Origin of the sequence: Ornithinibacillus jepli, assembly GCF_047228935.1 — a bacterium.
Classification (GTDB): Bacteria; Bacillota; Bacilli; order Bacillales; family Amphibacillaceae; genus Ornithinibacillus.
On the sequence record NZ_JBFEGG010000003.1, the window covers coordinates 19,494 to 45,358 of the forward strand.

The following is a 25,865-nucleotide window of genomic DNA, read 5'->3' on the forward strand; positions in this document are numbered from 1 at the left end:
AATACAGATGAATAAGTTTATGGAATTTCTTGAAAATATTCTGTTACCGATTGCGGATAAATTAAATAATAACAGATATTTGACAGCATTACGTGATGGATTCATGGTGTCATTACCATTAATTATTTTCGGTTCTATTTTCGTAGTTTTAGCAAATCTACCATTCTTAGATAAGCTAATTGGAGAAGAGGCATTTGCATCCTATCAAAGTGCATTAGGACCTGCATCTGCAGCAACTCTAAGTATTATGGGGATGTTCGTTATTATTGGAATCGGATATAAACTAACCCAGCAATATGGTTTAGAAGCGATTTATGGAGGAGCAGTTGCTATTGCTTCATTCTTAATCTTAACACCACAAGTTTTAGAAGGCGTGTCAGGTGTTATCCCAACTGCAAGCTTAGGTGCGCAAGGGATGTTCTTAGGAATTTTCACAGCGTTTGTTTCCGCTGAGCTTTACCGTTTCTTTACACAAAAAAATTGGACAATCAAAATGCCACCAGGCGTTCCAGATGCTGTATCGAAATCGTTTAGTGCATTAATTCCAATTACATTGACATTATCATTTTTCTTAATTATTCGTATTATTTTTAGCTATACACCATTTGAAACTGTACAGAACTTTATTTATACCATTATTCAACAACCATTAACTGCATTAGGTAGTGGCTTACCAGCAACGATTATTGCAGTTCTATTAATTCAAGTTTTCTGGTTCTTTGGTCTACATGGTCAAATTATCGTGAACTCAGTGTTTGACCCAATTTGGTACACATTAAATGACGAAAATTTACAAGCATTCCAAGCAGGTCTAGAACTACCTAACGTTGTTACAAAACAGTTTATCGATACATTCTTAGTAGGTATGGGTGGATCTGGTATGACGTTAGCAGTTATTATTCTAATATTTATGATAGGTCGAAGCAGACAGCTTAAAGAATTAGGTAAATTAGGTGCTCCAGCTGGAGTATTTAACGTAAACGAGCCAATGATCTTTGGGTTACCGATTATTATGAATCCGTTAGTGCTTATTCCGTGGATAATAGCTCCTGTAGTGGTAACGTTCATTACCTACTTTGCGATGTCAACGGGAATTGTTCCAAAACCTGCGGGTATTATTGTACCTTGGACGACTCCACCACTCCTTAGTGGATTTTTAGCAACAGGTAATGCATGGCAAGGGGCGGCTCTTCAAGCATTTAACTTATTGGTTGTCATGATTATTTGGTGGCCATTCCTTAAAATTTTGGATAAGAACTATTATGAAACAGAGAAAAAAGGTAACTAGTAATTCATGTAATGGCCCCGAACTTGGGGCCAACCTATTTATCGATGGAGTAGCAACTTAGAGAGGTGAAATAAATGGACAATATAACAGAAATCGCATTTCAAATTATTTTATATGCAGGAAATGGACGTTCTAATGCAATGGAAGCAATTCAAGAGGCAAAAGAGGGTAATTTTGAAGAGGCCGACCGCAAACTAGTGGAAGCAGGCGAAGAACTGAGTAAAGCACATGGCTATCAAACGAAACTAATCCAAGCAGAGGCTAATGGAGAAAGTACCCAGGTGAATGTTATTTTAATTCATTCTCAAGATCATTTAATGAATGCCATGACTGTCCGTGATTTAGCAACAGAAATAGTAGAAATTTATCGCATCAAATAATTAGGAGGTACATCGAATGTCATTACAGTATAAGTTTCCAAAAGGATTTTGGTGGGGTAGCGCCACATCTGCAACGCAAATTGAGGGTGCAGCAAATAAAGGTGGAAAAGGGAAAAATATTTGGGATCATTGGTATGAAATTGAACCGAATCGTTTTTTTGAAGGGGTAGGACCTGAGTCCACTTCTGACTTTTACCATCGTTATAAAGAGGATATCCAATTAATGAAGGAAATTGGTCATAATACTTTCCGTCTATCTATCTCTTGGTCTCGTTTAATCCCAGGTGGACGTGGAGAAGTGAACCAAGAGGCTGTAACATTTTATAATAATGTGATCGATGAATTACTTGCTAACGGAATTGAGCCTTTTGTTAACCTTTATCACTTTGATATGCCGTTTGAATTACAAGAAGAAGGCGGCTGGGAGAGTAGAGCGGTAGTCGATGCGTATGAAGCATATGCCAAGGAAGCTTTCCGATTATTTGGAGACCGTGTTTCGAAATGGTTCACGTTTAATGAACCAATTGTTCCTGTTGAAGGCGGTTATTTATATGATTTTCATTATCCGAATATAGTGGATGGAAGACGTGCGGTACAAGTTGCATATCATACAATGATTGCTCATGCGAAAGCTGTTGAAGCATTCCGTACTTTTTCAATTAGAGATGGAAAAATAGGTATCATTTTAAACCTAACGCCTTCTTACCCACGTAGTCAAAATCCTGCAGACTTAAAAGCATCACGTATAGCGGATTTATTTTTCAACCGTAGCTTCCTAGACCCAGCAGTATTAGGGGAATATCCGGAAGAATTAGTTGAAATTCTACGTGAGCATGGTCAATTACCTGTATCAGAAAATGGTGATCAGGAACTACTGAAAGTAAACACTGCTGATATTCTTGGGGTGAATTATTATCAACCACGTCGTGTTAAGGCAAAAGAACATTTACCAAATCCTTATGGGCCATTCATGCCGGATTGGTTCTTTGATAACTATGAGATGCCAGGTCGAAAAATGAATCCTTACCGTGGATGGGAAATTTACGAAAAAGGTATCTATGATATTATGATTAATTTAAAAGAAAACTATGGTAATATCGAATCCTTTATCTCGGAAAATGGTATGGGTGTTCAAGATGAAGAGCGTTTCTTACAAGACGGTCAAATTCAAGACGACTACCGAATCGAATTTATCCAAGAACACTTAAAATGGTTGCATAAAGCAATCGAAGAAGGTTGTAATGCAAAAGGTTATCATCTATGGACATTCATGGATAACTGGTCTTGGATGAACGCTTATAAGAATCGTTATGGATTCTTCTCCGTGGACGTTGAGACGAAGAAACGAACACCGAAGAAGAGTGCACATTGGATCAAAGAAGTATCGAAGAATAATGGGTTTTAATCTCTCTAACTAGCGAAGAAGAATAAATAGAATGTACGATACTGCCCGAATACACAGAGAATGAAAGTTGAGTCGAAGTGTATTTGGGCTATTAATGTAACTGGATAGCTAACTTTTAAAAAAAGGAGCTGGACTTAATGGCAGGTATTAAAATTGTAACAATTGGTGGGGGTTCAAGCTACACGCCAGAGTTAATTGAAGGATTTATTAAACGATATGATGAGCTACCTATTCGTGAATTGTGGTTAGTAGACATTCCCGAGGGTAAAGAGAAGCTAGAAACGGTTGGAGCACTGGCAAAGCGAATGGTGAAAAAAGCCCGCGTTCCAATGGAAATAAAGCTTTCTTATAATAGAAGAGAAGCATTACGTGGGGCGGATTTTGTTACGACACAAATTCGTGTTGGACTTTTGGAAGCACGTGCTAAGGATGAGTTAATTCCATTAAAATACGGTGTTATCGGACAAGAGACAAATGGTCCAGGGGGATTGTTTAAAGGTCTTCGAACAATTCCAGTTATATTAGATATATGCAAAGACATGGAAGAGCTTTGCCCAAATGCCTGGTTAATTAACTTTTCCAATCCTGCTGGTATGGTAACAGAAGCAGTTCTACGTCATAGTAAAATTAAAACGGTAGGATTATGTAATGTGCCAATTGGTATGCGCATGGGTGTTGCGGAAATGCTCGGGGTAGAAGCTTCACGAGTCCATATCGATTTTGCTGGATTAAATCATATGGTTTACGGGCTTAATGTTTATTTAGACGGTGAAGCTGTAACAGATAAAGTGTTAGATATTTTATCAGCTGGTGCGGAATTAACAATGAAAAATATTGTTGATTTAGGCTGGGAAAAGGACTTTATTAAGGCTCTTAGAATCTTACCTTGTCCATATCATCGTTATTATTATCAAACTAGTAAAATGTTAGAGGAAGAACAAAAAGAACTGACAGAAAAAGGCACACGTGCTCAAGTCGTACAAGCCTTGGAGAAAGAGTTATTTGAACTGTATAAAAATCCAGAACTTGATATTAAACCACCTCAATTAGAGGAGCGTGGTGGTGCATATTATAGTGATGCTGCATGTAGCTTGATTAATTCCATCTATAATGATAAACGTGATATTCAACCTGTCAATGTTCGGAACAATGGGGCTATTGCTAGTATTCCTGCTGATTCCGCAGTGGAGGTTAGCTGTGTTATTACAAAAGACGGTCCAAAACCTATTAGTGTAGGAGACCTTCCAGTTGCTGTTAGAGGGTTAGTACAACAAATTAAATCTTTTGAACGAGTAGCAGTAGAGGCAGCTGTTTCAGGAGATTATCATCAAGCTATACTTGCGATGACCATTAATCCATTAGTCCCTTCAGATACCATAGCAAAGCAGATAGTAGACGAAATGCTTGAAGCTCATAAGGATTATTTGCCTCAATTTTTCGAAAAGACGGTTATATAATAGAATATTTTATGAAGGTTCTGGTTCTACTTTTGAATCAGAGCCTATTGTTGGTATTATAAGAAATAAGGGGAAAAATGTTCTTACAGGATACCTTGATTAGTCATACTCACACCGAAAGTAAGGTGAAGTCAGAAGTGATGTTAGATAATAGGATGAAAACGATACTACGAGAATTAATGACAGCAGAAGAGCCTATTACAGGTACTTTCCTTGCTAGATTAAACCAAGTAACCACCCGTACGACAAGAGAAGATATAAAAAATCTATCAATGATGCTAGAAGAGAATGGTGCTAAGATTGATTCGCTGAAGGGAAGAGGCTATCAGCTAGAAGTAATCGATGAAAAGCTTTTCCGTAATTATTTAAAAGAAGTATCAACACATGAGCTTCAGTTGAACAACTTTGTTCCAAAAACACCAGAAGAAAGAATTAAATATCTGATCATTCGTCTTTTGCTTAATGAAAATTATATGAAGTTAGATGATATGGCGGATGAAATGTATATAAGTAAGTCTACGATTCAAAATGATTTGAAACACGTAAAAAATATTTTAGCTTCTTATGATCTAAGCCTTGATGTACGGCCGAATTATGGACTGAAGGTTAAAGGTGATGAAATGAAGCTGCGCTTTTGTATGTCTGAATATGTATTTGACCGAAATGAGGGGATGGGAGAACAATTGATGGATCCACATCTTGCCTCTTTTGAACAGAATGAGCTGGATGCTTTTTTGGAAATTATTAAGAACCAAATAAATTCTCATCAAATTACGTTATCTGATATCGCGTTAAATAATTTACTTGTCCATATAACGATAGCTTATAAGCGGATTAAGAGTGGTAATCATGTGAATATATACAATAAGGATTTACAGGATATTTTAAACCAGAGGGAATATAGTGTCGCTCAGAAAATTGTAACTGAAATAGAGGAAACGTTTCAGGTTGAATTTCCTCAGGAAGAAGTTGCATATATAGCACTACACTTGCTCGGAACAAAAATGCTTTCTCAAGCAAATGATGTTGTAGAAGATGTGATGGATGAGAATATTCTTCACCTCGTAACAAAAGCGTTAGATAAAATTGAGCAAGAGTTTAATCTTGGAATCAGCAATGATAAGGAATTGATTTTTGGGTTTAGTCTTCATTTAAAGCCAGCTGTTAACAGGTATAAGTATGGTATGAATATACGTAATCCGATGCTTGAGGATATTAAAAAGAATTATCCACTGGCATTTGAAGCAGCGGTTATTGCTGGAATTACGATTGGAAATGAAACAGGAACAGAGATAGATGAGAATGAGGTTGGCTATATCGCGCTTCATATAGGAGCGGCGATGGAGCGGAGGAAATTGAAGTCAGGGCCAATGCGGTGTCTGATTGTTTGTGCATCTGGGCTAGGAACAGCACAGTTAATCTATTATAAGCTAAAAAATTTCTTTGGTAAGGATTTAGATGTAATTGGAACTACTGAGTATTATAGGCTACATGAATATAATTTAAATGATATTGACTTTATTGTGAGCTCCATACCGATTCCAGATAACATATCTGTCCCTGTTCTAGAAGTAAATGCAATAGTAGGGGAACAGGATATTAATCTAATTGAAAAATTTGTTATGAAGAAAAATAAGTCAGTATTTGACTACTTTCATCAGGATTTATTATTTCTTGGGGAGAAACTTCAATCTTTAGAAGAAGTACTAAACTTTTTCCATGCTAAACTGCAGGAGCAAGGTTTAGTAGAGGCAACTTTTTTAGATGCTGTTTATGAGAGGGAAAAGGTAGCACCAACTTCATTTGGGAATTTAGTAGCAATTCCACATCCAATCACGCCGAAAACAGATAAAACTTTTTTGGCAGTATGTACATTGGAAAAACCTATTATGTGGAAAGATAAACCTGCGCAATTCATTTGCTTATTGTGTGTTAAACGAAATAGTCAGGAAGATTTGCAGTCTATGTATGAAATGTTAGGCGGAATTATAGATAATCATGCGATTGTGGAAAAACTCATTAAAGTAAGGACATATCAAGATTTTATGAAGGTTTTATTTGAGCTATAGAGCTTTAGTTACGTGGAAAGTTATAAAGGCCTACTTCCAATAAGTTGGTGATGGGTCTTCTTTTTAAGTAAAGAAGGAGGGACTAGTAATGAAATATGGAACAGTTGGAACGAGTATAATTACGAATAACTTTATCGAGGCTGCACGGGAACAGGGGAGTCTAACATTAGTAGGGGTCTATTCGCGAGAGGAAGAAAAGGCAAAGGATTTTGCTAAACAAAATGGTGCAGCATATTATTATACGGACTTAGAGGAAATGGCAAAGTCGGATAAACTTGATTGTGTCTATATCGCATCTCCTAATTCTTTACATTTTGAACAAGTAAAACTGTTTCTTGAACATAAAAAGCATGTCATTTGTGAGAAGCCAATATTTTCCAACTTGAAAGAATTACATGCAGCATATGAAGTTGCCAAAGAAAATGACGTTTTTTTATTTGAGGCAATGCGAAATTTATATATGCCAGGATTTCAGTCTTTAAAAGAAAACGTAGAAAAAGTCGGAAAGCTGAGAAGTGCTATATGGAGTTATTCCAAATATTCTTCTCGCTATAACAAGGTGCGAAATGGGGAAGAACCGAATATTTTTTCGAGAAAATTTTCTGGTGGGGCTTTAGTTGATTTAGGAGTTTATCCTTTATCTGCAGCAATTGCCTTATTCGGAAGACCTGATCAAGTATCATATTCTCCAGTAATTATCGATACAGGAGTTGACGGCGGTGGTACTCTAGTATTACGCTATCCAGAATTTATTTGTACGATACTATGTTCGAAAATCACTACAACTTATAATTTATCAGAAATTCAAGGGGAAGACGGTACTATTATCATAAATGATATAGGTTCTTTTTCTGAGGTGAAATTAAAAGATATTCACACATTGGAGGAAAAAGTAATCTTTGAAAATCAATCACACCATGATATGTACTATGAGATTGACCAGTTTGTTCAAATCATTCAATCTGATGATCAAGAAAAATATCAAACAATCCAAACAATTAGCCAAGAAGTATTACGAATTACTGAAAAAGTGAGAAACGAAAATGGCATTATATTTGGCGTTGAGTAGTGGGACAGAGGGACAGGTTCCTCGTCCCACCTTTGAGTATACTGGATAGAGCGGTCACGCGGTTGGGCATTTTGGTGGGACAATGAACCTGTCCCGCCTTTAAATCAGTGCTTTGGGATTTAGGACCTTTTCTATCTCTGGTGTTAAAAGCCCTTTTTGCTGTAATATCTCTCTTATCGTTACATTCTGATCATCTGCTTCTTTCCCTATTTGGGAGGCTTGGTCATAACCCATTATTGGACTTAGGGCTGTGACTAGGGCGAGGCTGGATTCCATCCATTTTTTACAAATTTCCTCATTACCTTGAATTCCACTGATACATTTGATTGTTAGAGTTGATATTGCATTATACATAATGTCCAGTGATTCTAATAATGTATATGCAATCATCGGCATCATGACGTTTATTTCAAGTTGGCTAGCTGTTCCAGCATGTGCTATGGCTGCTTCAAATCCAATTACTTGGCAACAAACCATGTGTGTCATCTCAAGAATTGCTGGGTTTACTTTTCCAGGCATGATGGTGGAGCCTGGTTGGACTGATGGTAAGGTAATCTCGGCAAGTCCTGTTCGTGGACCAGAAGCGAGTAATCTTAAATCACTCGTTATTTTTATCAAATGAATCGATAATTCCTTTAAAGTCGTCATAACCCGGATTGGTGCACCTGTATTTTGCATAAATTCAAAGATGTTTTCGGGACTTCTAAAAGGAAGGTGGGTACGTTTTTTAACTTCTTCTAGTACCCTTTTAGCATAATCCGGATGGGTATTTACTTTAGTACCGATTGCAGTTCCACCAAGACCGATTTCATATAATTTATCTGCTGATTGTTCTACTTGTTGAATCATCGAATGGATGGTTGACGAATATCCCTCGAACTCTTGGCCTAAACGCATGGGGACGGCATCGTGTAAGTGTGTTCTACCTGATTTGACTATAGGCATAAATTCAGTTGCTTTTCTATCCAGCTCGGAATGTAGTTCTTTTAATGATGGTAATAGCTTATGAACTATCGTTTCTATTGCAGCGATTTGCATGGCAGAATGAAAGGTATCGTTTGTTGATTGATGATTGTTTACATGGTCATTCGGGTGAATTCGTTTATGATTTTGCTTAGCGGTCCATAATTCAGTTGCTCGGTTGGCAATGACTTCATTAGCATTCATATTTTGAGAAGTGCCAGCTCCAGCTTGATACACATCAATTACAAATTGATCATCCCATTTCCCTTCGATTACTTCCTCTGCAGCTTGAATAATAGCCTTACCAATAGAAGAAGGTAGGATTTCAAGGTCCATATTAACTTTCGCAGCAGAAGCTTTAATGATTCCTTGTGCTCGAATGAAGGAACGAGGGAGACGTTTGCCACTAATTTGGAAGTTTTCAACTGCACGTTGCGTTTGTGCCCCGTAATAAGCATCTTTTGGCACTTGGATATTTCCTAACGTATCTTTTTCCGTACGATAGTTATCAGAAAAAGTCATGTTTTCGCTCCTTGTAAAAATTCGTTTGTGGTTAGTGTTTCCGAAGGAGATTGGATTAAACGGAAAATTTGGGGTGGTGAAAGTCCAGAGTTTGCTGGGATCTATAAGGACAAGGGACCTGTCTCCTGAGCGATTTTGATGTAATTTTTCATTGATTTATCTACATAATAATGTTAGTATACTGATAATTTACCGTTTGAAGGGAGGAATTGGACTTGAGATCAGTAACTTTAACTGACATTTACAATCATCCAATTACGCAAAAATATGTTAGACGTTCCGGAATGGCACATGCGATTTCCGTCGCTTATCATGCGTTTCATATTGCTAAAGAATATAAGGTAAATCCAGATTGGGCAGCCAAAGCAGGTTTCCTACATGATATCGGACATTATGAATGGTATAGTGACGGGGAGTGGGATTATCAGCTCTATCGTGATTATGATATCCATCCAATCAAGGGGGCAGAGCGTGCTCATAAATTATTAGTACGGTTAGGCGAAGATAAGCAAGCTGCTAAAGAAATCGCACATGCAATTTTATTTCATACCGACTCCGCACTTCCACAAGGAGAGTTTCAATTTACCCCGTTACAAAAAGTCGTCCACTTAGCTGACGAAAAAGACAAACAACCGGGAAATTTACACCATTACCGAAACATCGATCAACCAAAAGAACAATTACTCATCCAACAACTAGACCAACAAATCAACGAGTGGGACAAGGGGACAGGTTCCTCGTCCCAGTAAGGGTGTGGATATGTACTTATTACATAGTATGACTAAATTTCCCCCCTTCCTCCAGAGACTATTTCTTCAGTTATTCATTTCCGATGAAACCTTTCTTTTAAGTGAATATTCAATGTGAAAATCAAATATGTATAGGTAGACAAGTATTTTCCACAGAAAAGGAGATTTTCACATTGACTTGGACTCTACTAATTATTTTACTACTCGTTTTATTCTTACCCTTTTTCGTCAAACCCATTGAACGCAATCTAGAGGTGTTTTTATTTGTAATGGGGTTTATCGCTGCGATAAGTAGTGGGGTGCTAGATTCTACTTTATGGATGAAAGCAGTTCAAAATCCAATTAAAATAACGTTAGTCGTACTCATCGCAAGTATATTATTTAAATGGTTAAGGAAACTAATTCAGCGAGGAGTATCATATGTTACCCGACGTTTGGACATGAATGTTTTCCTCACCTTGATGATTGTAATTTTAGGATTATTATCTAGTGTCATTACGGCAATTGTCGCTGCGATTGTATTGGTTTTTATCATTAGTATGGTAAGAATTGATCGAGATACTCAAATTCGAACTGTTATTTTATCCTGTTTTTCTATTGCATTTGGATCTGTCCTAACGCCTGTCGGGGAGCCTTTAGCAACGATTACGACTAGCAAGCTAAATGAGGACTTCTTCTTTCTATTTCACCTTATTGGATTAGAAGCCATAGTTGGAGTGCTTGGAATTGGGATTTTTGCTGTGTTTTTCCTAAAGCCAAGGCGAACAGATAGGATAGAGGGAAATGGGCAGGCTGAAAGTTATACAGAGATTATTACTCGGACATTAAAGATTTATTTATTTGTAATGGCGTTAACCTTACTTGGTTCCAGCTATAGCAATCTGGTAGATCGTTATTTGCTAGATTTAAATACGACTATTTTGTATTGGAGTAATATGGTGTCTGCGGTGCTAGATAATGCGACCCTTGCCGCAGCGGAAATTAGCCCATCCATGAAGGTTGAGACAATTCGATTTATCTTGCTTAGTTTAATTATTAGCGGGGGAATGCTGATTCCGGGTAATATTCCAAATATCATCGCAGCAAGTAAGTTAGAAATTACTAGCAGAGAATGGGTTCGATATGGTGTTCCAATCGGGCTTGTTATCATGAGTTTAGGGTTTGGGTATCTAGTGTTTATAGGGTAGAATTTTTCGTGAAGTTCCCTTGGTCGACAATGTTTTTGGAATATGTCGATATTTCCCGGGAAATGTGAAAGAGTCTTAGAAAAGAATAGGGTTCGTTAGTCAGGGATCATCATACCACGTAGTTATAGGTGATATGATGATCCCTTTCTAGTTGATCGACTATTTATTTTTCTTTTGCTCTCTAGCCGCTCGTTTTCTGGCTTTCTTACTTTGGGAGAATTCTACCCCAAATTCCGTATCACCTGTGTTATTCGTTACTGCTGACTGGGATTGATTCTTCTTACTTTTCGACACTCTTTCGTTACCTCCCTTCATAAGCAAACTTGCCGCTTTTTTATTCAGGAGGTATTCTTCCACAAATTAACAATTTTATGTTGTTTTTTCTGATTTTTTTGTGAAAATAAGTTCATATTTTGCAAATCGTTCTTCCTTTGAATATGAACCGACTAATAAACTAGGTTATAATTTACTTATAAAAAAAGACAAAGGTGGAGTTTATATGAAAATCGTTATAGGAATCCTGTTTGTCTCTGTACTCATATATCATTCATATCAATTTATTCGAGTGTTATTCAAAATGAAAGAAAACGTTATATTCCCTACTAATGAAATGGAAGCCTTGGCAGTAAGGAAATTTCCAGATAAGAAAATAGAACCAGCAACTTACAAGGCACAGAAGATAGGTATTATCTTTTACACATTTTTGTTGTTGTTCATGGTAGGGATATTATTGGCTGGTTTATTTGTCCAAGGATTTAATAATTGGATTATTTTCTTATTTATTCTGTTGCCGTTTTCCCATTCTCATGATCTCTTCAATATGTTTGCTATTTTAGAAGATGGTCTTATGGCGGGTAGTAGATTTATTCCTTGGAAAAAAGTGAAATCCATTCAATTTAAACGGATAGATATCAATCACAGATACTATGGTCATTCTAAGGAAGTTAATGATAATGGGTATGAGATGATTATTAAAAAACGTTTAACCAATATAAGTTGTATTGTTATATCTAGGGATATGAAGGAGAAGTTAACAGAAATTGTTCATGAGCGGATTGACGCCAAAGGTGAGGAAGTAGTATGAAAGGGTGGGACAAGGAACCTGTCCCCTTGTCCCACTATATGATTTTTAAATAATTCCACACGGCGTTTGTGAATAGCTGTACTTGGGAAGCTAGAGGGGTGTCAGCAAATGATTGAACAAATGGTTTCAATAGTTTTTGTACAACAATTTTACGAATTCGCTCCCTATCTAATTCACTTAGTATGACATCGAATAAATCCTGCTGTTCCTCGTTAAAGTCATAATGCCCCTTTAGGTGATTTGCCATGTCCAGTAATTCCGACTTCGTCAATGCTTTTTTATGAACTGTAGACTTCAGTGAATCGGTTGCAAAATTACTTAAGAGGGTAGTACCTGTTTCTTGCATCTTACTTAAAATAACTTCTATATAAGATAAAATAGTTTCAATTAAATCGTGTAAGGAATACGGACTATTGGTTAGGTTGAGCGTAAATAACATATAATGCATCATTCCGAAATACAGTACTGTTGCCTCTGTTGCATACTCGCGAATATCTTCCCCCATCACTTCCACTAGTCGATTAGCTAACCATTCCATTTCTATTACTCTATGTTGCAATACTAGCTTTTTTAAATCGGCTTCTCCCGAATTAAGAATATTTTCAAATAGAGCCCGCAGATTATTTTCCGCATCTAATTTCATTAAAATCGTAATTTGTTCAATTAATACTTCACGATCTTTCGGGTCTTTATCGATTTGCATAGCAACACGATGTTGACTAGCCTCATAACGGATGTTCTCTAAGATCTTTGCAATACAGTCATTTTTAGAAGAAAAGTAATTGTAAAATGTTCCTTTGGAAATATTCGCTTTATCAATGATTTCCTGAATAGAGGTTTGTTGAAACCCTTTTTCGATAAATAACTTTAAGGCAATACTCGCAACTTTTCGCTTACGCTCGTTCATTATAATCCAGTCCTTTCTACTTGTAGTATACGTTTCTTTAGGCTAGAAAACAATATTTTTATACTATAAGTAAAAAAACGTTGCAAAAATTGAACTATGGGTATAAAATAATCAAATGCAAACAAATTAAAAGAGAAGAAGGGAACAATCATGAATACACAAATGAATAAACCACCATATTTAATGATTAGTATCTTATTTATTGGTGCTTTTGTATCATTTCTTAATAATTCATTATTAAATGTAGCACTACCATCGATTATGGTAGATTTAGAGATTAAAGATTACTCAACTGTACAATGGTTAGCGACAGGCTATATGCTCGTTAGTGGAATTTTAGTTCCAGCATCGGCATTTTTAATTACTCGTTTTTCAAACCGTAGTTTATTTATCACGTCAATGGCAATCTTTACGTTAGGTACAGCAATTGCAGCTTTTGCTCCTAACTTTGGTTTGTTGTTAACAGGACGTATGATTCAAGCTGCAGGTTCATCCGTAATGGGACCATTATTAATGAACATTATGTTAGTAAGTTTCCCACGTGAAAAACGTGGAGCAGCAATGGGTGTCTTTGGTATGGTTATGATCGCAGCACCTGCAATCGGTCCTACCTTGTCAGGATATATTGTGGAATACCATAATTGGCGCTTATTATTTGAAATGATTTTACCATTAGCGGTTATTAGTTTACTATTAGCTATTTGGAAATTTGATAATGTCATGGAACAAAATAAAAATGCAACCCTTGATTATTTATCTGTTGTGTTATCTAGTATTGGTTTCGGTGGGATTTTGTACGGAGTAAGTACAGCAAGCTCTAACGGTTGGAATGATTCAGTCGTTGTTACGACATTAGTAGTTGGTGGAATTGCATTAATTCTCTTTATCATTCGTCAGTTGAAGATGGATGAGCCGTTATTAGATTTACGCACTTATAAATATCCGATGTTCGCTTTAGCATCTGTCATCGCCATGGTTAATGCGGTTGCGATGTTCTCTGGAATGATTTTAACACCTGCCTATGTACAGGATGTTCGTGGTATTTCACCAATGGATTCAGGGTTAATGTTATTACCAGGTGCGATTATTATGGGAATCATGTCTCCTATTACAGGGAAACTGTTTGATAAATTTGGTCCTCGAGCTTTATCGGTAGTCGGACTTATTATTACTGGTATTTCCACTTATTTACTTGCACATGTGCAAATTGATTCTACTTACACGTTTATCGTCGTAGTATATTCCTTACGTATGTTAGGTATGTCTATGGTTATGATGCCAATTATGACAAATGGATTGAATCAGCTACCAACTAGATTAAATCCACATGGAACGGCAATTAATAATACTGCACAACAAGTGTCTGGCTCAATTGGTACAGCAGTTATGGTAACCATTATGACTTCTGTAGCAACTTCAAAGGGAGAAAGCTTAATGAGTGGGGTTGATCCTTCTACATTAACTGAAGCATCAATTGCTTCTATGTCCCAACAAGCATTGCTTAACGGAATTCAGTTTTCTTTTTATGTTGCCCTTGGAATTAACATCGTTGCATTAGTTCTTGCATTGTTTATTAAACGTGTGGATACAAGTGATAAAGCTGTATATGAAATTGAAAAGCAGGGAAAAGGTGACGGAGAGGCACAACCGGTTGTATCGTAAGTTAAATCATGCGAAGGAATAGTATTGTTTGGTACTATTCCTTTTTATTTTGACTGTTAACTGGTATAATTACCGGACACAAGTGGAAAATAATACTAGGAACGTAAAGGAGGAATAGAGATGGATCCAATTGAAGTAGGCGAAGTGTTTACGATAAGTGATGAGAATAATGAAGAAAACGAAGTCGAAGTAATCGCAAAAGTAACATTACAAGGTACGGATTATGTCGCGGTAAGTTTTGTAGAAGATTTAAAGGAAGAGACAGAAGAGGATATTGATATCTTTTTCCTAAAAATCGATGCTGAAGGTGAATTATCCGCAATTGAAACGGATGAAGAATTTGATAAAGTGTCAGAGGCTTTTGATGCTATTTTAGAAGAGTAAGAATTCTAATAGGAGAGTACCTTATTTAAAGGTGAACTCTCCTATTTTTTATAGGAATTCCATATGAGTAGTCCCAGTTTATTGATGAGCATTGCAAGTATGATTCCTACCGAATACCTTACTAAATCTACTACAAGAAACCCCTTGCCAAGAACTAAAGCTCCAATTGTCGTACTACGAATTTGATTAATCCAATCTGCTTGGTAAATTTGACTAAATTCAATCCCAAAGCTGAATACGAAGCTGAGCAAAATCGAAACACGTAAACTATGTCTGACTAATAAAAAGCGAAATCCGAAATAAACCATCATCGCCCAAAATGTATCGCCAGCGTTTTCAGACAGAAATGCGGGAAGGATTTCACCATAGATTCTAGATACTAAACCAAGGAGAATGGTTACTATTAAAGCTAATAGATATGGCAATCGAATTATAAAGGAATTGGGTTGGTTTGATATAGTCATTGGAATCACTCTTTAAGTTTAAAATTAGTCACTTGAATCGATAAAGTGAGTAAACTTTCAGTCTAGAAACTTTCTTCTTTTTTCACTAAATCTTGCAGACAATGATGTCGATATATACTATAATGAGGAATGTCGTACGATTAAATTTAATGATAATAGAAAAGTTTCTTAGAAGGAAGTTTAATGTCTATGAAACTTTTAAGCAATTAATTCGATAGTAATAGAGAGAGATTTGACTACCTAGTGTGCTGTAGTCTTTTTTTAATGCTTGGATTCAGAAAATTTGCTAGAAATAAATTTAGGCAATTTAAGAGGGGGAAAATAATGAACAAGAAGAATGATGCTTTAGTGGAACAACTTGAGAATATACTAGCTGAGTTAAAAGGAAACCAAGAAAGTGCAAGTACACAAGCTATTAGTGGAAAAAGGGGAGATAAAGGCTTTAGGTCGTTGTTTAAGTTCTTTTTTAGATTTTGGGGGAGGAAAATTTTAGTATTCGTTATCATTCTAGCGTTTTTTTTAGTCGGTACGATTTGGGCGTTTTCAGGAAGTACGTTTAAAAAGGAAACGACTACCTATGTGGAACAAGTTCAGGCACTTGCAACATTAGTAACTGCACAAGCCCATTTAAAGGTGGTTATAGAGCAAAGTGATAATAAACTATTTGGAAATGATATATCGTTTAATTTTCCAGGTACTAAGCGAGAGTTGTTATTAATTGTACCGACAACTGTAATCGCCGGAATAGACCTAAAGGGTTTAGAAGGAAATGATATAAAAGTGGATGAAAAAAAGAAAGAGATTGAAATCTCCTTACCGAACGCAACACTGATACAAAAACCTGCTATTCAAATGGACGGAGTAACGGCATTTTCCGATGATGGGTTATTTCGTGGCGATGTGAAGTGGGGAGAAGGATTTAATTTAGCAGCTGAAGCTCAGAAAAAAGCGGAGGAAGAAGCTATTGAAGTAGGTTTGTTCGAATCAGCAGAGGAGAATGCTAGAAAGGTTTTGGAGGAGTTTTTTAGTAGTCTAGGGTACCGAGTGGAAGTGACATTTGGATGATATGGTAGTCCACGTATAATTTGTCCTAAAAAATTAGGTTGCTAACTAATTTTAATTATCATATTGCGTTTGAATTTTAATGGTGTTAGTATTGGTAAGGTGAAAAAGTTTAGGGGGCTAAGTATTTTGGGGAGGGATATTGAAGAAAAAATCGGGTATATACTTGGGATTGTTGCCCATTTATACCAAAATCAATACAATGAGCAGCTAGCCAAATATGATATGACAGTGGCTCAAGCTAGAGTATTATATATACTCGTCGAACAGGGACCACAAATACAAGGTGAACTCCAGCAACAATTGTATATAAAAGCCTCAACAATGAACGGAATTATTGAAACGTTATTAAATAAGCAACTGATTGAAAAAAGCGATAGTACCCATGATAAACGTTCGAAAGTAATTAGCTTAACAGATAAAGGTAGAATGATAGACCAAAGCCTGTGGGATAGTATGGCAGGTACAGAGGAGCGAATATTAAAGGGTTTCACTAACGAAGAAATTGCTCTAATGAGATGTTGGCTAAAGAAAATTAGAACAAATATAGTGGAAATGAAAGAGGGGAAATAATTTGGAAGCAAAAAAGCAGACGGAATTACTTGGTACGCAGAAGATTTCAACTTTGCTTCGTAATTTATCCATTCCGGCAATGATCGGGATGTTTGTGATGACGCTGTATAATGTAGTCGATACGATTTTTATATCGTATGGTGTTGGAATTGATGCAGTAGCTGGAACGACAATTTCATTTCCACTAATGATGATTGTAATGGCTGTTTCTGCTGCACTAGGTATGGGTGGAGCCTCGGTTATTTCTCGCCGTTTAGGGGAGAAACGAGGAGATGAGGCAAACCGAGTATTTGGAAATATTATTTCACTAATTATCATTGTTAGTGTTGTCGGCTTGATCATCGCCTTTTTTGCATTGGAACCACTACTAATTTTATTTGGGGGAACTCCTTCAACACTAGGTTATGCGATGGATTACATGTTCCCGATTATGTTTGGTACGTTTTTCTTCTCATTTGGCTTTGCAACGAATAATATCGTGCGTTCCGAGGGAAATGCCAAATTTGCGATGATGACGATGATTGTGCCTGCCGTTATTAATATTATTTTGGACCCGATTTTTATCTTTGTATTTAACATGGGAGTTCAAGGGGCGGCAATCGCAACGGTTATTTCACAGGCAAGTGTTACACTCATGATCTTTCAATATTTCTTAAAAGGAAAAAGTTCGTTAAGCTTATCATTTCAAGACTTGAAAATTAAATGGAAAATCGTAATAGAAGTCATGGCAATTGGAATGCCTGCATTTGTTCAACAAGCTGCTGGAAGTTTAATGATGATTGCAATCAATAAGATGTTGATTCAGTTTGGTAGTGAGTTTTATGTAGGTATTTATGGGCTCATTCAACGGATTGTTATGTTTACCATCATTCCAATAATGGGTGTTATGCAAGGAATGATGCCAATTGTCGGGTATAACTATGGTGCGAAACAGTTTGCGAGAATGAGAGAAACGATATGGATTACATTGAAAATAGTGACAGCTTGTGCCACTATCATTACATTATTATTAGTATTAATACCATCTCCATTTTTACGAATTTTTACATCTGATCCAGAAGTAATTACAGAAGGATCAGCGGCAATGAGAGTTCTGTTCTTAACTTTCTTTGTCGTTGGGGTACAGGTCGTTGCGGGTGGTTTATATCAAGCATTAGGAAAACCGAAACAGGCATTAATATTATCGCTATCAAGACAAATTTTATTTTTAATACCGTTAGTCCTTATTTTACCGCACTATTTCGGGGTAATTGGTGTCTGGATGGCTTTTCCTATTTCGGACGTTTTATCCTTTATCTTGTCTGCAGCTCTTCTTTACCGGGATCGAGATACGATTCTGGTTAAGGGGAAGGATGAAGATAAGGAAGACTTAGCTGGTGCTGAAGTTGATGCTTTAGTAGAGCCTACAAATGTTGAATCATAGATAATTAATCTGGTGAAGGTATAAAATAGGGAAGAGCCACTGTGAGTGTTACTTACAGTGGCTCTTTTACTATTATTTTTCTCTCTTCTTCCGTAAATACTCTCGACCTGGTTAAAAATCGTTTGCCTTCTGGTCCTTCCACAGAAAACATGCCGCCCCTACCATCCACAACATCAATAATAAGCTGTGTATGCTTCCAATAATTATACTGATCCTTGGAAATGTAAAATGGTGTATCTCCAATTTCCCCTAATAGAATATCCGAATCCCCAACTCGAAATTCATTCCTTGGATAGCACATTGGTGAACTTCCATCACAACAACCCCCGGATTGATGGAACATCAAGTCACCATGAAACCGTTTTAACTTATCAAGTAGATGAAGCGTCTCCTCCGTAGCAACTACACGCTCAACCATACCTTTCACCTCTTTTTGGTGGGACAGGGGGACAGGTTCCATGTCCCACATAACATGAATTGGTTTGAACTATGTTTTACTCAGACTCGATGAAAAAGATTCCTAGTTTTATATATACACTTACATTACTAGTTTAATTGACTTAGTATGCCATTTTTTATTAGAATGGCATTCCAATTTCATCCTTGCTGGGACACTGGACCTGTCCCCCTGACCCATTAAAATAATCCGGCCGGTCCTTCGCTGTAGCTTACTAGTAAATTCTTAGTTTGTTGGTAGTGGGAGAGCATCATGTGGTGGTTTTCTCTGCCGATACCGGATTTTTTGTAGCCGCCGAATGCTGCATGGGCTGGGTACTGGTGGTAGCAATTCGTCCATACTCTTCCTGCTTCAATGTTACGACCGAAGCGGTAAGCTGTGTTAATATCGCGACTCCATACTCCTGCACCTAATCCATATAAGGTGTCATTAGCAATTTCTAGTGCTTCTTCCTTCTTTTTAAACGTCGTAACGGAAAGTACTGGGCCAAAAATCTCTTCTTGGAAAATGCGCATGTCATTATTTCCTTTGAAAATAGTCGGTTGTACGTAATAGCCTTCTGCCAGTTCACCCTCAAGCTTATTGACCGAACCACCAATTAGAACCTCTGCACCTTCTTGTTTACCGATATCTAAATAAGATGTGATTTTTTCCATTTGCTCTGAGGAAGCTTGTGCTCCCATCATCGTATCTGTATCCAGTGGATGTCCGATTTTAATTTGCTTCACTCGTTCAATAGCACGTTCCATAAATTGTTCATAAATCGATTCATGGATCAACGCTCTAGAAGGACAAGTACATACTTCCCCTTGGTTCAAAGCGAACATTACTAGACCTTCCACTGCTTTATCTAAAAAGGAATCATCTTTATCCATCACATCTTCAAAGAAAATATTTGGTGATTTACCACCTAATTCTAATGTGACAGGAATAATGTTTTCAGAAGCATATTGCATGATTAAGCGACCTGTTGTTGTTTCCCCTGTGAAAGCAATTTTAGCAATACGGCTGCTTGTAGCAAGCGGTTTTCCTGCTTCTAATCCAAAGCCATTTACAATATTAACTACCCCTGGCGGTAGTAAGTCATGGATTAATTCCATTAAAACATGAATGGAGGCAGGTGTTTGCTCAGCTGGTTTCAATACAACACAGTTACCTGCTGCAAGTGCTGGTGCTAATTTCCATGTAGCCATAAGTAGCGGGAAGTTCCACGGAATAATTTGACCGACTACTCCTAATGGTTCATGGAAATGATAAGCAACTGTATCATTATCAATCTGACTAATGCTTCCTTCTTGTGCACGGATAGCCCCGGCAAAATAGCGAAAATGATCAATTGCAAGTGGTAAATCAGCAGCTAATGTTTCTCGTACTGCTTTTCCATTATCCCAAGTTTCCGCAACGGCTAGCATTTCTAAATTTTCTTCAATACGATCGGCAATTTTATTTAAGATATTGGACCTTTCCGCAACAGATGTAGCTCCCCAAGCAGCTTTTGCCGCATGTGCAGCGTCGAGTGCTGATTCCACATCTTCTTTTGTAGAGCGGGCAATCTCACAAAATACTTTTCCTGTGACAGGGCTTACATTTTTAAAGTACTCACCACTAGCTGGTGGACGATACTCACCACCGATAAAATTATCATACCGTTCTTTAAAATTAACTAATGCCCCTTCTGTATTCGGATTGGCATACTTCATATAACAATTCCTCCTCTTATATTTTTGATGAAGAATCTAGATTAACTTTCTATTAAATTGCTATTCCAAAATATAGTAAATTATTCATGTTTTTGAAAGCTTAGGAGTCTAGTACAATGAATATTTTCTACGTATGATGAGTCTGGTAGATTTAGACCAAGCATATGGCCAGAAGTTCGATATATGTTAGTAGATAAGGTATACGGGAAGAATTGCAATATAAGTAAGAATAATGGCAAAGTTTATTAATTGGATGAAAACCTTGGTGAGAGGTACCTCATCTTATCCTGAATCCGTAGTCTCTCCATTTTTATATTTAGGCATTCAAAAAAGGAACAGGCTAAAGATTCCTGTTCCTTCATTAATAAAGCTAAATTTTAAACTTACTAGCTATTTCCTGTAACTCCATAGCCATATCGGCAAGGACTCTTGTTGCTGCTGAAACTTCTTGCATCGAAGCTGTTTGTTCTTCAGTGGATCCAGCGACTTCCTGCATATGGTTAGAGGTTCTTTCAGAGATAGAAGAAACATTTTCCATAGACTGTACTAATTGATCCGTATTAGAACTGATTTCAGATATAGCATTTGTAACTCCATTCATTTTCTCTACAATGTCATCAATGGAATCAGATATGTTTTTAAACGTATCTCCTGCCGTATCTACAAATTCTAATCCTTTATCTACAGCTCTTTCGCCAATCTTCATCGAAGAAACTGCCTCTCCAGTACGTTCTTGAATTTCCTCGATTATTCCGGAAATTTGACTTGTAGATTTACTTGATTGCTCAGCTAATTTTCTAACCTCATCTGCTACCACCGCAAAGCCCTTTCCATGTTCTCCAGCTCTTGCTGCTTCAATGGCAGCATTTAGTGCAAGAAGGTTCGTTTGCTCTGCAATATCATTAATAATCGTAAGGATTTTTTCAATTTCTTTTGAACGGCTATCTAGGTCATCAATAATACTCGATGTGTCCTTCGTGTTTTCACTTATAACTTGCATTTGTTTTACAGCTTGTTGAATAATCTCGCGTCCTTGTTTTGCTTGGAGGGATCCGTTTTCTGATGTTATAGCAACAGCTTTAGAACTATCTTGTATTTGTTCAAATCCTTTTAACGTTTGATGTACATAGTTCATAGATTCTTTCATACTAACCAATTGATTTTCTGTACCTGCTGAAACTTCTTGTATGGACATCGTAATATGTTCTGTTGCTTTAGATGTTTCTTCCGAATTTGCATTCAGCTGTTCAGAAGAAGCAGCAACTTGTTCAGAGGTCTCAATTACATTGGTTACTAAATCTTTAAGACTAGTAAGCATTTTATTATAGCTATTAATTAATTGTCCTAGTTCATCTTTCTTTACCGTATGAATGGTCTCACCTGTTAAATCACCAGTAGCAAGCTTCTCCATGCCTGTTTGAATACCTGTAAGATCCCGGTTGAAACGACGAACAAATAAATAGACTAAAAGAATGCCAAGTACAAGTGCAATACCGCCGACTATTGTTGTAGTTTTAACTACTTCAAATCGTACTAATGTGGCCAGCTTTTGCATATCAAAATCTAGTCCAACTACTCCGATTATATTTCCTTTTTCATCTTTCATTGCTTGTGCTAAGGTAATGGTTGACTTACCGGTGCCTGTATCCATATAAGGTGCGGTCCAAATAACCTCTCCATTTGCAGCCTCCGCATTTATGTACCAATCTCTCTGCCTCGGGTCAAAGCTTGTTAAATCCACTTCAGCTGGTGGAATATTAGAAAGATAAAATTCTCCCTGGTTTGTTGCTAGATACGTATTAAGTAAATATTCATGCTGATTTTCTACATTGGTTAAAAACGTTTGATAAAAGTTAGTTTTGATCGGATCATTTACAGATGGCATATTTGTTGCGCTACTATTCCCTTCGGTTGGGAATTCATATTGCTGATAATGTAATTCCTCCATCTCAATAATACTAGAAAGGATGCCTTCATATTCCTCGAAAATATCTTCAAAGGTAGAATCAACATTCTCCATAACTTCCTTGTCAATTACTGCATGTTCTAATACTTTTGTCTCACTAAAGCTTAAAAAACCTACTATGCTAACTGGAATAATGAGTAACACCGCCATCATCATTGGTAGCTTGAATTTAATTAAGTTAAACCTCTTCATGTTCATATCCCCCCTATTAATAATGAACGAAAACGTACTTACTTCCGACAAAACTCTACAAAATTCTTATTTAGACCATTATACCTATAAATTATTAGAATTTAAACAACTTTTTAAAAAAGAGCTTGTTCCTGGTTCCTTGTTCATTAGTTCCTAGTAGGTATTAATATTATTCCGATTTTCATTGAAGAGGGAAATAAATACTATGAATGACTTTATCTAGAGTCGGGGATAGACGCTTCATGTTGAATGGATGAAAATGCAGTTTCCAAATATATAGATACTTCCAGATTAAGGATAATATTATTGATTTGCTCCATAATAAATTTGATAGGACACAGTCACTAAAAAGGATGATGTTGATGAAACAAAATAGAAGAATCGCAGCAAGGAGGAGCGACGCTTCTGGAACAAAACCAATATATCAAAATCATGAGAGGAAATTGGTCTGGCTATCCTTTATAGTAGCGGCAATTATGCTTTTATCAATCATCGGTAGATTGGTTAGTGGATAGAGGAGGAAAATAGTTGATTAATGAGGAAGCGGTGTATTACAGCAGGATTCTAACGGAACTCACGCTATCCTTTCATATTATTTATGCGACTTTAGGGGTAGGAGTTCCCTTAATGATTATGATTGCTCATTGGGTTGGTATTAAGAAAAATGATGAACATTATATATTACTCGCTAGAAGGTGGACGAGGGGATTTATTATTACTGTTGCAGTTGGGGTTGTAACTGGAACAGCAATAGGATTACAGCTTTCGTTGTTATGGCCAAATTTTATGGAGTTGGCCGGCAATGTTATAGCGCTCCCATTATTCATGGAGACATTTGCATTCTTTTTTGAAGCTATTTTTTTAGGGATTTATTTATACACTTGGGATCGATTTGAAAATCAACGTAAGCATTTACTATTACTAATACCAGTTGCAATTGGAGCATCGTTTTCTGCAGTTTTTATTACGATTGTAAATGCATTTATGAATGCACCACAAGGATTTGATCTAGTAAACGGGACACTGGTGAATGTGAATCCGCTCACGGCGATGTTTAATCCAGCAATGCCTACTAAAGTTTCCCATGTAGTAGGGACTGCTTATATGACATCTGCCTTTGTACTTGCTGCTATTGCCGCATTTCGTTTATTAAAAGGTTCTAATCATGTTTATCATAAGAAAGCTCTGTTATTAACAATGAAGGTAGGGTTTATTTTTTCTGTTACATCCTTAATTGTGGGGGATTTATCAGGTAAATATTTAGCAGAGTATCAGCCGGAAAAGCTAGCTGCTGCAGAATGGCATTTTGAAACGAGTGAATCAGCAGAATTGATTTTATTAGGAATTATGAATAAGGAGGGGGAAGTACAATATGCGTTAAGAATCCCCTATGCTTTAAGCATCCTTGCACACGGCTCACCTACAGCGGAAGTGATTGGTTTGGATCAGTTCCCTGAAGATGAAATTCCACCGCTATATATTCATTATCTGTTTAATATTATGGTTGGCATAGGTATGCTTATGATTGCTGTGGCACTCGTATATATTTTCAGTGGATATCGTGGTTGGTACTTTATTGATTCAAAGCCATTTCGTTGGTTGATTGTGTTTAGTGGCCCGTTAGTAATTATTGCGATTGAAGCAGGATGGTGGCTAGCAGAGGTTGGTAGACAACCTTGGATCCTTCGTGGGATTATGCGAACTCATGAAGGAGCAACTACAAGTAATGATGTTGATATCATGTTACTTTTATTCTGCGGTCTGTACATTATACTTGGGATTGGTTCAGTTGTCATTTTGACAAGAATGTTCCGTAAGAATCCTGTTGAGCGAGAGCTAGCGGAACGAAAAGGGGATGTACCAACATGAGTTTGGACTTAGAGATTATTGGAATTATTGTACTATGGACATTTCTATTTGGGTATATCATTGTTGCATCGATTGATTTTGGTGCGGGCTTTTTCAATGCTTATGGGATATTTACCAATAGACAACATATTTTAACTAAAATCATTCAGCGGTATCTTTCTCCGGTATGGGAAGTGACCAATGTATTTCTCGTTTTCTTCTTCGTTGGTATGATTGGTTTTTTCCCGAAGACGGCCTTTTATTATGGCACGACTTTACTAGTTCCAGTTAGTATTGCCATTGTGCTACTTGCCGTGCGAGGTTCCTATTATGCATTTGAGACATATGGCTCCCGGTCACATAAAGGATATGCATTCATGTATGGGTTATCTGGCTTGCTCTTACCGGCGGCACTATCTATAGTGCTGACGATTTCTGAAGGTGGATTTGTTTTTATGCAAAATGAAAGTCCAGTGTTAGATTATTGGCTATTGTTCACTAGTCCGTTAAGCTGGAGTATTGTTGTGCTAAGTATTTCTGCAGTGCTTTATATCTCTGCAGTATTCCTAACGTGGTATGCGAATAAAGCAAATGATAAACCAGCTGCTAATTTACTTCGTCGTTATGCGCTGATTTGGGCGTTGCCAACGATTGTTGCGGCAGGTGGAATTATCTATGAGCTAAGCTTTCATAATCCTGAGCACTACGAACGCATCTTAAGATTATGGTGGATGTTTATGATTTCGGGTCTGTTGTTTGTTGGAACGGTATGGCTTGTTTGGAAACGGAGGAATTATGGCATTGCTTTTGTCCTCCTAATTGGGCAGTTTGTCTTTGCGTTCTATGGATATGGTATTTCACATTATCCATATTTACTTTATCCGCATTTAACATTATATGATAGCTTTACGAATGAAGCTATGGCCATTTCACTTATTATTGCGTTTATTGCTGGGTTAGCATTGTTGATTCCTTCTCTTTATTTGTTACTTAGGTTGTTCTTATTTAATAAAGATTATGTTAGTGGGAAATCGGAACATGAACATTGAGGTGA

24 protein-coding genes are annotated in these 25,865 nt (G+C 36.9%); 17 read left to right on the top strand and 7 right to left on the bottom strand.

The features are described from left to right. Positions 1-7 precede the first annotated feature (7 nt). From celB to AB1K81_RS11990, 6 genes are all read left to right on the top strand, one after another. Entirely contained in the window at positions 8-1,288 is a 1,281-nt protein-coding gene (gene celB, locus AB1K81_RS11965; RefSeq protein WP_412976882.1) for a PTS cellobiose transporter subunit IIC, read from the top strand. Between the two features lie 74 nt (positions 1,289-1,362). Further along, a complete protein-coding gene (locus tag AB1K81_RS11970) occupies positions 1,363-1,668 on the top strand; it encodes a PTS sugar transporter subunit IIA (RefSeq protein WP_412976883.1) in 306 nt (101 codons plus the stop codon). 16 nt (positions 1,669-1,684) lie between these two features. Beyond that, on the top strand, positions 1,685-3,073 hold the full coding sequence (locus tag AB1K81_RS11975) for a glycoside hydrolase family 1 protein (protein WP_412976884.1): 1,389 nt from the start codon (positions 1,685-1,687) through the stop codon (positions 3,071-3,073). A gap of 137 nt (positions 3,074-3,210) precedes the next feature. Beyond that, entirely contained in the window at positions 3,211-4,530 is a 1,320-nt protein-coding gene (locus AB1K81_RS11980) for a 6-phospho-beta-glucosidase (RefSeq protein ID WP_412976885.1), read from the top strand. Positions 4,531-4,607: 77 nt separating this feature from the next. Then, on the top strand, positions 4,608-6,599 hold the full coding sequence (locus AB1K81_RS11985) for a BglG family transcription antiterminator (protein ID WP_412976886.1): 1,992 nt from the start codon (positions 4,608-4,610) through the stop codon (positions 6,597-6,599). Positions 6,600-6,687: 88 nt separating this feature from the next. Continuing rightward, the gene (locus tag AB1K81_RS11990; protein WP_412976887.1) at positions 6,688-7,668 is read left to right on the top strand and encodes a Gfo/Idh/MocA family protein; all 981 of its coding nucleotides are present in this window, start codon (positions 6,688-6,690) and stop codon (positions 7,666-7,668) included. Between the two features lie 99 nt (positions 7,669-7,767). Here AB1K81_RS11990 and AB1K81_RS11995 read toward each other — a convergent pair whose 3' ends face one another. Continuing rightward, entirely contained in the window at positions 7,768-9,153 is a 1,386-nt protein-coding gene (locus tag AB1K81_RS11995; protein ID WP_412976888.1) for a class II fumarate hydratase, read from the bottom strand. A gap of 215 nt (positions 9,154-9,368) precedes the next feature. Between AB1K81_RS11995 and AB1K81_RS12000 the strand changes: the two genes are divergently transcribed. Both AB1K81_RS12000 and AB1K81_RS12005 read left to right on the top strand, forming a co-directional pair. Continuing rightward, positions 9,369-9,902: an HD domain-containing protein gene (locus AB1K81_RS12000; RefSeq protein ID WP_412976889.1), complete on the top strand. Its 534-nt coding sequence runs from the start codon at positions 9,369-9,371 to the stop codon at positions 9,900-9,902. 173 nt (positions 9,903-10,075) lie between these two features. Then, positions 10,076-11,089: a DUF1646 family protein gene (locus tag AB1K81_RS12005; protein ID WP_412976890.1), complete on the top strand. Its 1,014-nt coding sequence runs from the start codon at positions 10,076-10,078 to the stop codon at positions 11,087-11,089. Positions 11,090-11,248: 159 nt separating this feature from the next. Here the strand turns inward: AB1K81_RS12005 and AB1K81_RS12010 are convergent, their stop codons facing one another. Then, on the bottom strand, positions 11,249-11,383 hold the full coding sequence (locus AB1K81_RS12010; protein ID WP_412976891.1) for a hypothetical protein: 135 nt from the start codon (positions 11,381-11,383) through the stop codon (positions 11,249-11,251). Between the two features lie 205 nt (positions 11,384-11,588). Between AB1K81_RS12010 and AB1K81_RS12015 the strand changes: the two genes are divergently transcribed. Continuing rightward, positions 11,589-12,173, top strand: a complete 585-nt coding sequence (locus AB1K81_RS12015; RefSeq protein WP_412976892.1) for a hypothetical protein — start codon at positions 11,589-11,591, stop codon at positions 12,171-12,173. A gap of 34 nt (positions 12,174-12,207) precedes the next feature. Here the strand turns inward: AB1K81_RS12015 and AB1K81_RS12020 are convergent, their stop codons facing one another. Beyond that, positions 12,208-13,080, bottom strand: coding sequence for a TetR/AcrR family transcriptional regulator (locus tag AB1K81_RS12020; protein ID WP_412976893.1), 873 nt, complete (start codon positions 13,078-13,080; stop codon positions 12,208-12,210). A gap of 150 nt (positions 13,081-13,230) precedes the next feature. Between AB1K81_RS12020 and AB1K81_RS12025 the strand changes: the two genes are divergently transcribed. Next, positions 13,231-14,742, top strand: coding sequence for an MDR family MFS transporter (locus AB1K81_RS12025; protein ID WP_412976894.1), 1,512 nt, complete (start codon positions 13,231-13,233; stop codon positions 14,740-14,742). A 120-nt stretch (positions 14,743-14,862) separates the two neighbouring features. Beyond that, positions 14,863-15,126: a DUF1292 domain-containing protein gene (locus AB1K81_RS12030; protein ID WP_412976895.1), complete on the top strand. Its 264-nt coding sequence runs from the start codon at positions 14,863-14,865 to the stop codon at positions 15,124-15,126. Positions 15,127-15,167: 41 nt separating this feature from the next. Here the strand turns inward: AB1K81_RS12030 and AB1K81_RS12035 are convergent, their stop codons facing one another. Then, positions 15,168-15,590 carry a ribosomal maturation YjgA family protein gene (locus AB1K81_RS12035; protein ID WP_412976896.1) on the bottom strand — a complete coding sequence of 141 codons (423 nt, stop codon included), beginning with the start codon at positions 15,588-15,590 and terminating at the stop codon, positions 15,168-15,170. Between the two features lie 324 nt (positions 15,591-15,914). Here AB1K81_RS12035 and AB1K81_RS12040 point away from each other — a divergent pair, with 324 nt between their 5' ends. The 3 genes from AB1K81_RS12040 to AB1K81_RS12050 all read left to right on the top strand — a co-directional run bounded on the left by AB1K81_RS12040 (position 15,915) and on the right by AB1K81_RS12050 (position 18,648). Then, entirely contained in the window at positions 15,915-16,655 is a 741-nt protein-coding gene (locus AB1K81_RS12040) for a DUF4230 domain-containing protein (protein WP_412976897.1), read from the top strand. 126 nt (positions 16,656-16,781) lie between these two features. Then, a complete protein-coding gene (locus tag AB1K81_RS12045; RefSeq protein WP_412976898.1) occupies positions 16,782-17,225 on the top strand; it encodes a MarR family winged helix-turn-helix transcriptional regulator in 444 nt (147 codons plus the stop codon). A gap of 1 nt (position 17,226) precedes the next feature. After that, the gene (locus AB1K81_RS12050; protein ID WP_412976899.1) at positions 17,227-18,648 is read left to right on the top strand and encodes an MATE family efflux transporter; all 1,422 of its coding nucleotides are present in this window, start codon (positions 17,227-17,229) and stop codon (positions 18,646-18,648) included. Between the two features lie 52 nt (positions 18,649-18,700). Here AB1K81_RS12050 and AB1K81_RS12055 read toward each other — a convergent pair whose 3' ends face one another. From AB1K81_RS12055 to AB1K81_RS12065, 3 genes are all read right to left on the bottom strand, one after another. Next, on the bottom strand, positions 18,701-19,066 hold the full coding sequence (locus AB1K81_RS12055) for a DUF779 domain-containing protein (RefSeq protein ID WP_412976900.1): 366 nt from the start codon (positions 19,064-19,066) through the stop codon (positions 18,701-18,703). A 218-nt stretch (positions 19,067-19,284) separates the two neighbouring features. After that, positions 19,285-20,805, bottom strand: coding sequence for an aldehyde dehydrogenase (adh, locus tag AB1K81_RS12060; protein ID WP_412976901.1), 1,521 nt, complete (start codon positions 20,803-20,805; stop codon positions 19,285-19,287). Between the two features lie 370 nt (positions 20,806-21,175). Beyond that, positions 21,176-22,963 carry a methyl-accepting chemotaxis protein gene (locus AB1K81_RS12065; RefSeq protein ID WP_412976902.1) on the bottom strand — a complete coding sequence of 596 codons (1,788 nt, stop codon included), beginning with the start codon at positions 22,961-22,963 and terminating at the stop codon, positions 21,176-21,178. A 362-nt stretch (positions 22,964-23,325) separates the two neighbouring features. On the opposite strand from AB1K81_RS12065, the gene AB1K81_RS12070 reads away from it, so the two are divergent. Genes AB1K81_RS12070 through AB1K81_RS12080 form a run of 3 tightly spaced genes read left to right on the top strand, consistent with a single transcriptional unit; the run spans position 23,326 to position 25,860 of the window. Further along, a complete protein-coding gene (locus AB1K81_RS12070; RefSeq protein ID WP_412976903.1) occupies positions 23,326-23,478 on the top strand; it encodes a hypothetical protein in 153 nt (50 codons plus the stop codon). 13 nt (positions 23,479-23,491) lie between these two features. Continuing rightward, the gene (locus tag AB1K81_RS12075; protein WP_412976904.1) at positions 23,492-24,832 is read left to right on the top strand and encodes a cytochrome ubiquinol oxidase subunit I; all 1,341 of its coding nucleotides are present in this window, start codon (positions 23,492-23,494) and stop codon (positions 24,830-24,832) included. A gap of 2 nt (positions 24,833-24,834) precedes the next feature. Beyond that, complete coding sequence (locus AB1K81_RS12080) at positions 24,835-25,860, top strand: cytochrome d ubiquinol oxidase subunit II (RefSeq protein WP_412977369.1); 1,026 nt, start codon at positions 24,835-24,837, stop codon at positions 25,858-25,860. Positions 25,861-25,865: the final 5 nt, after the last annotated feature.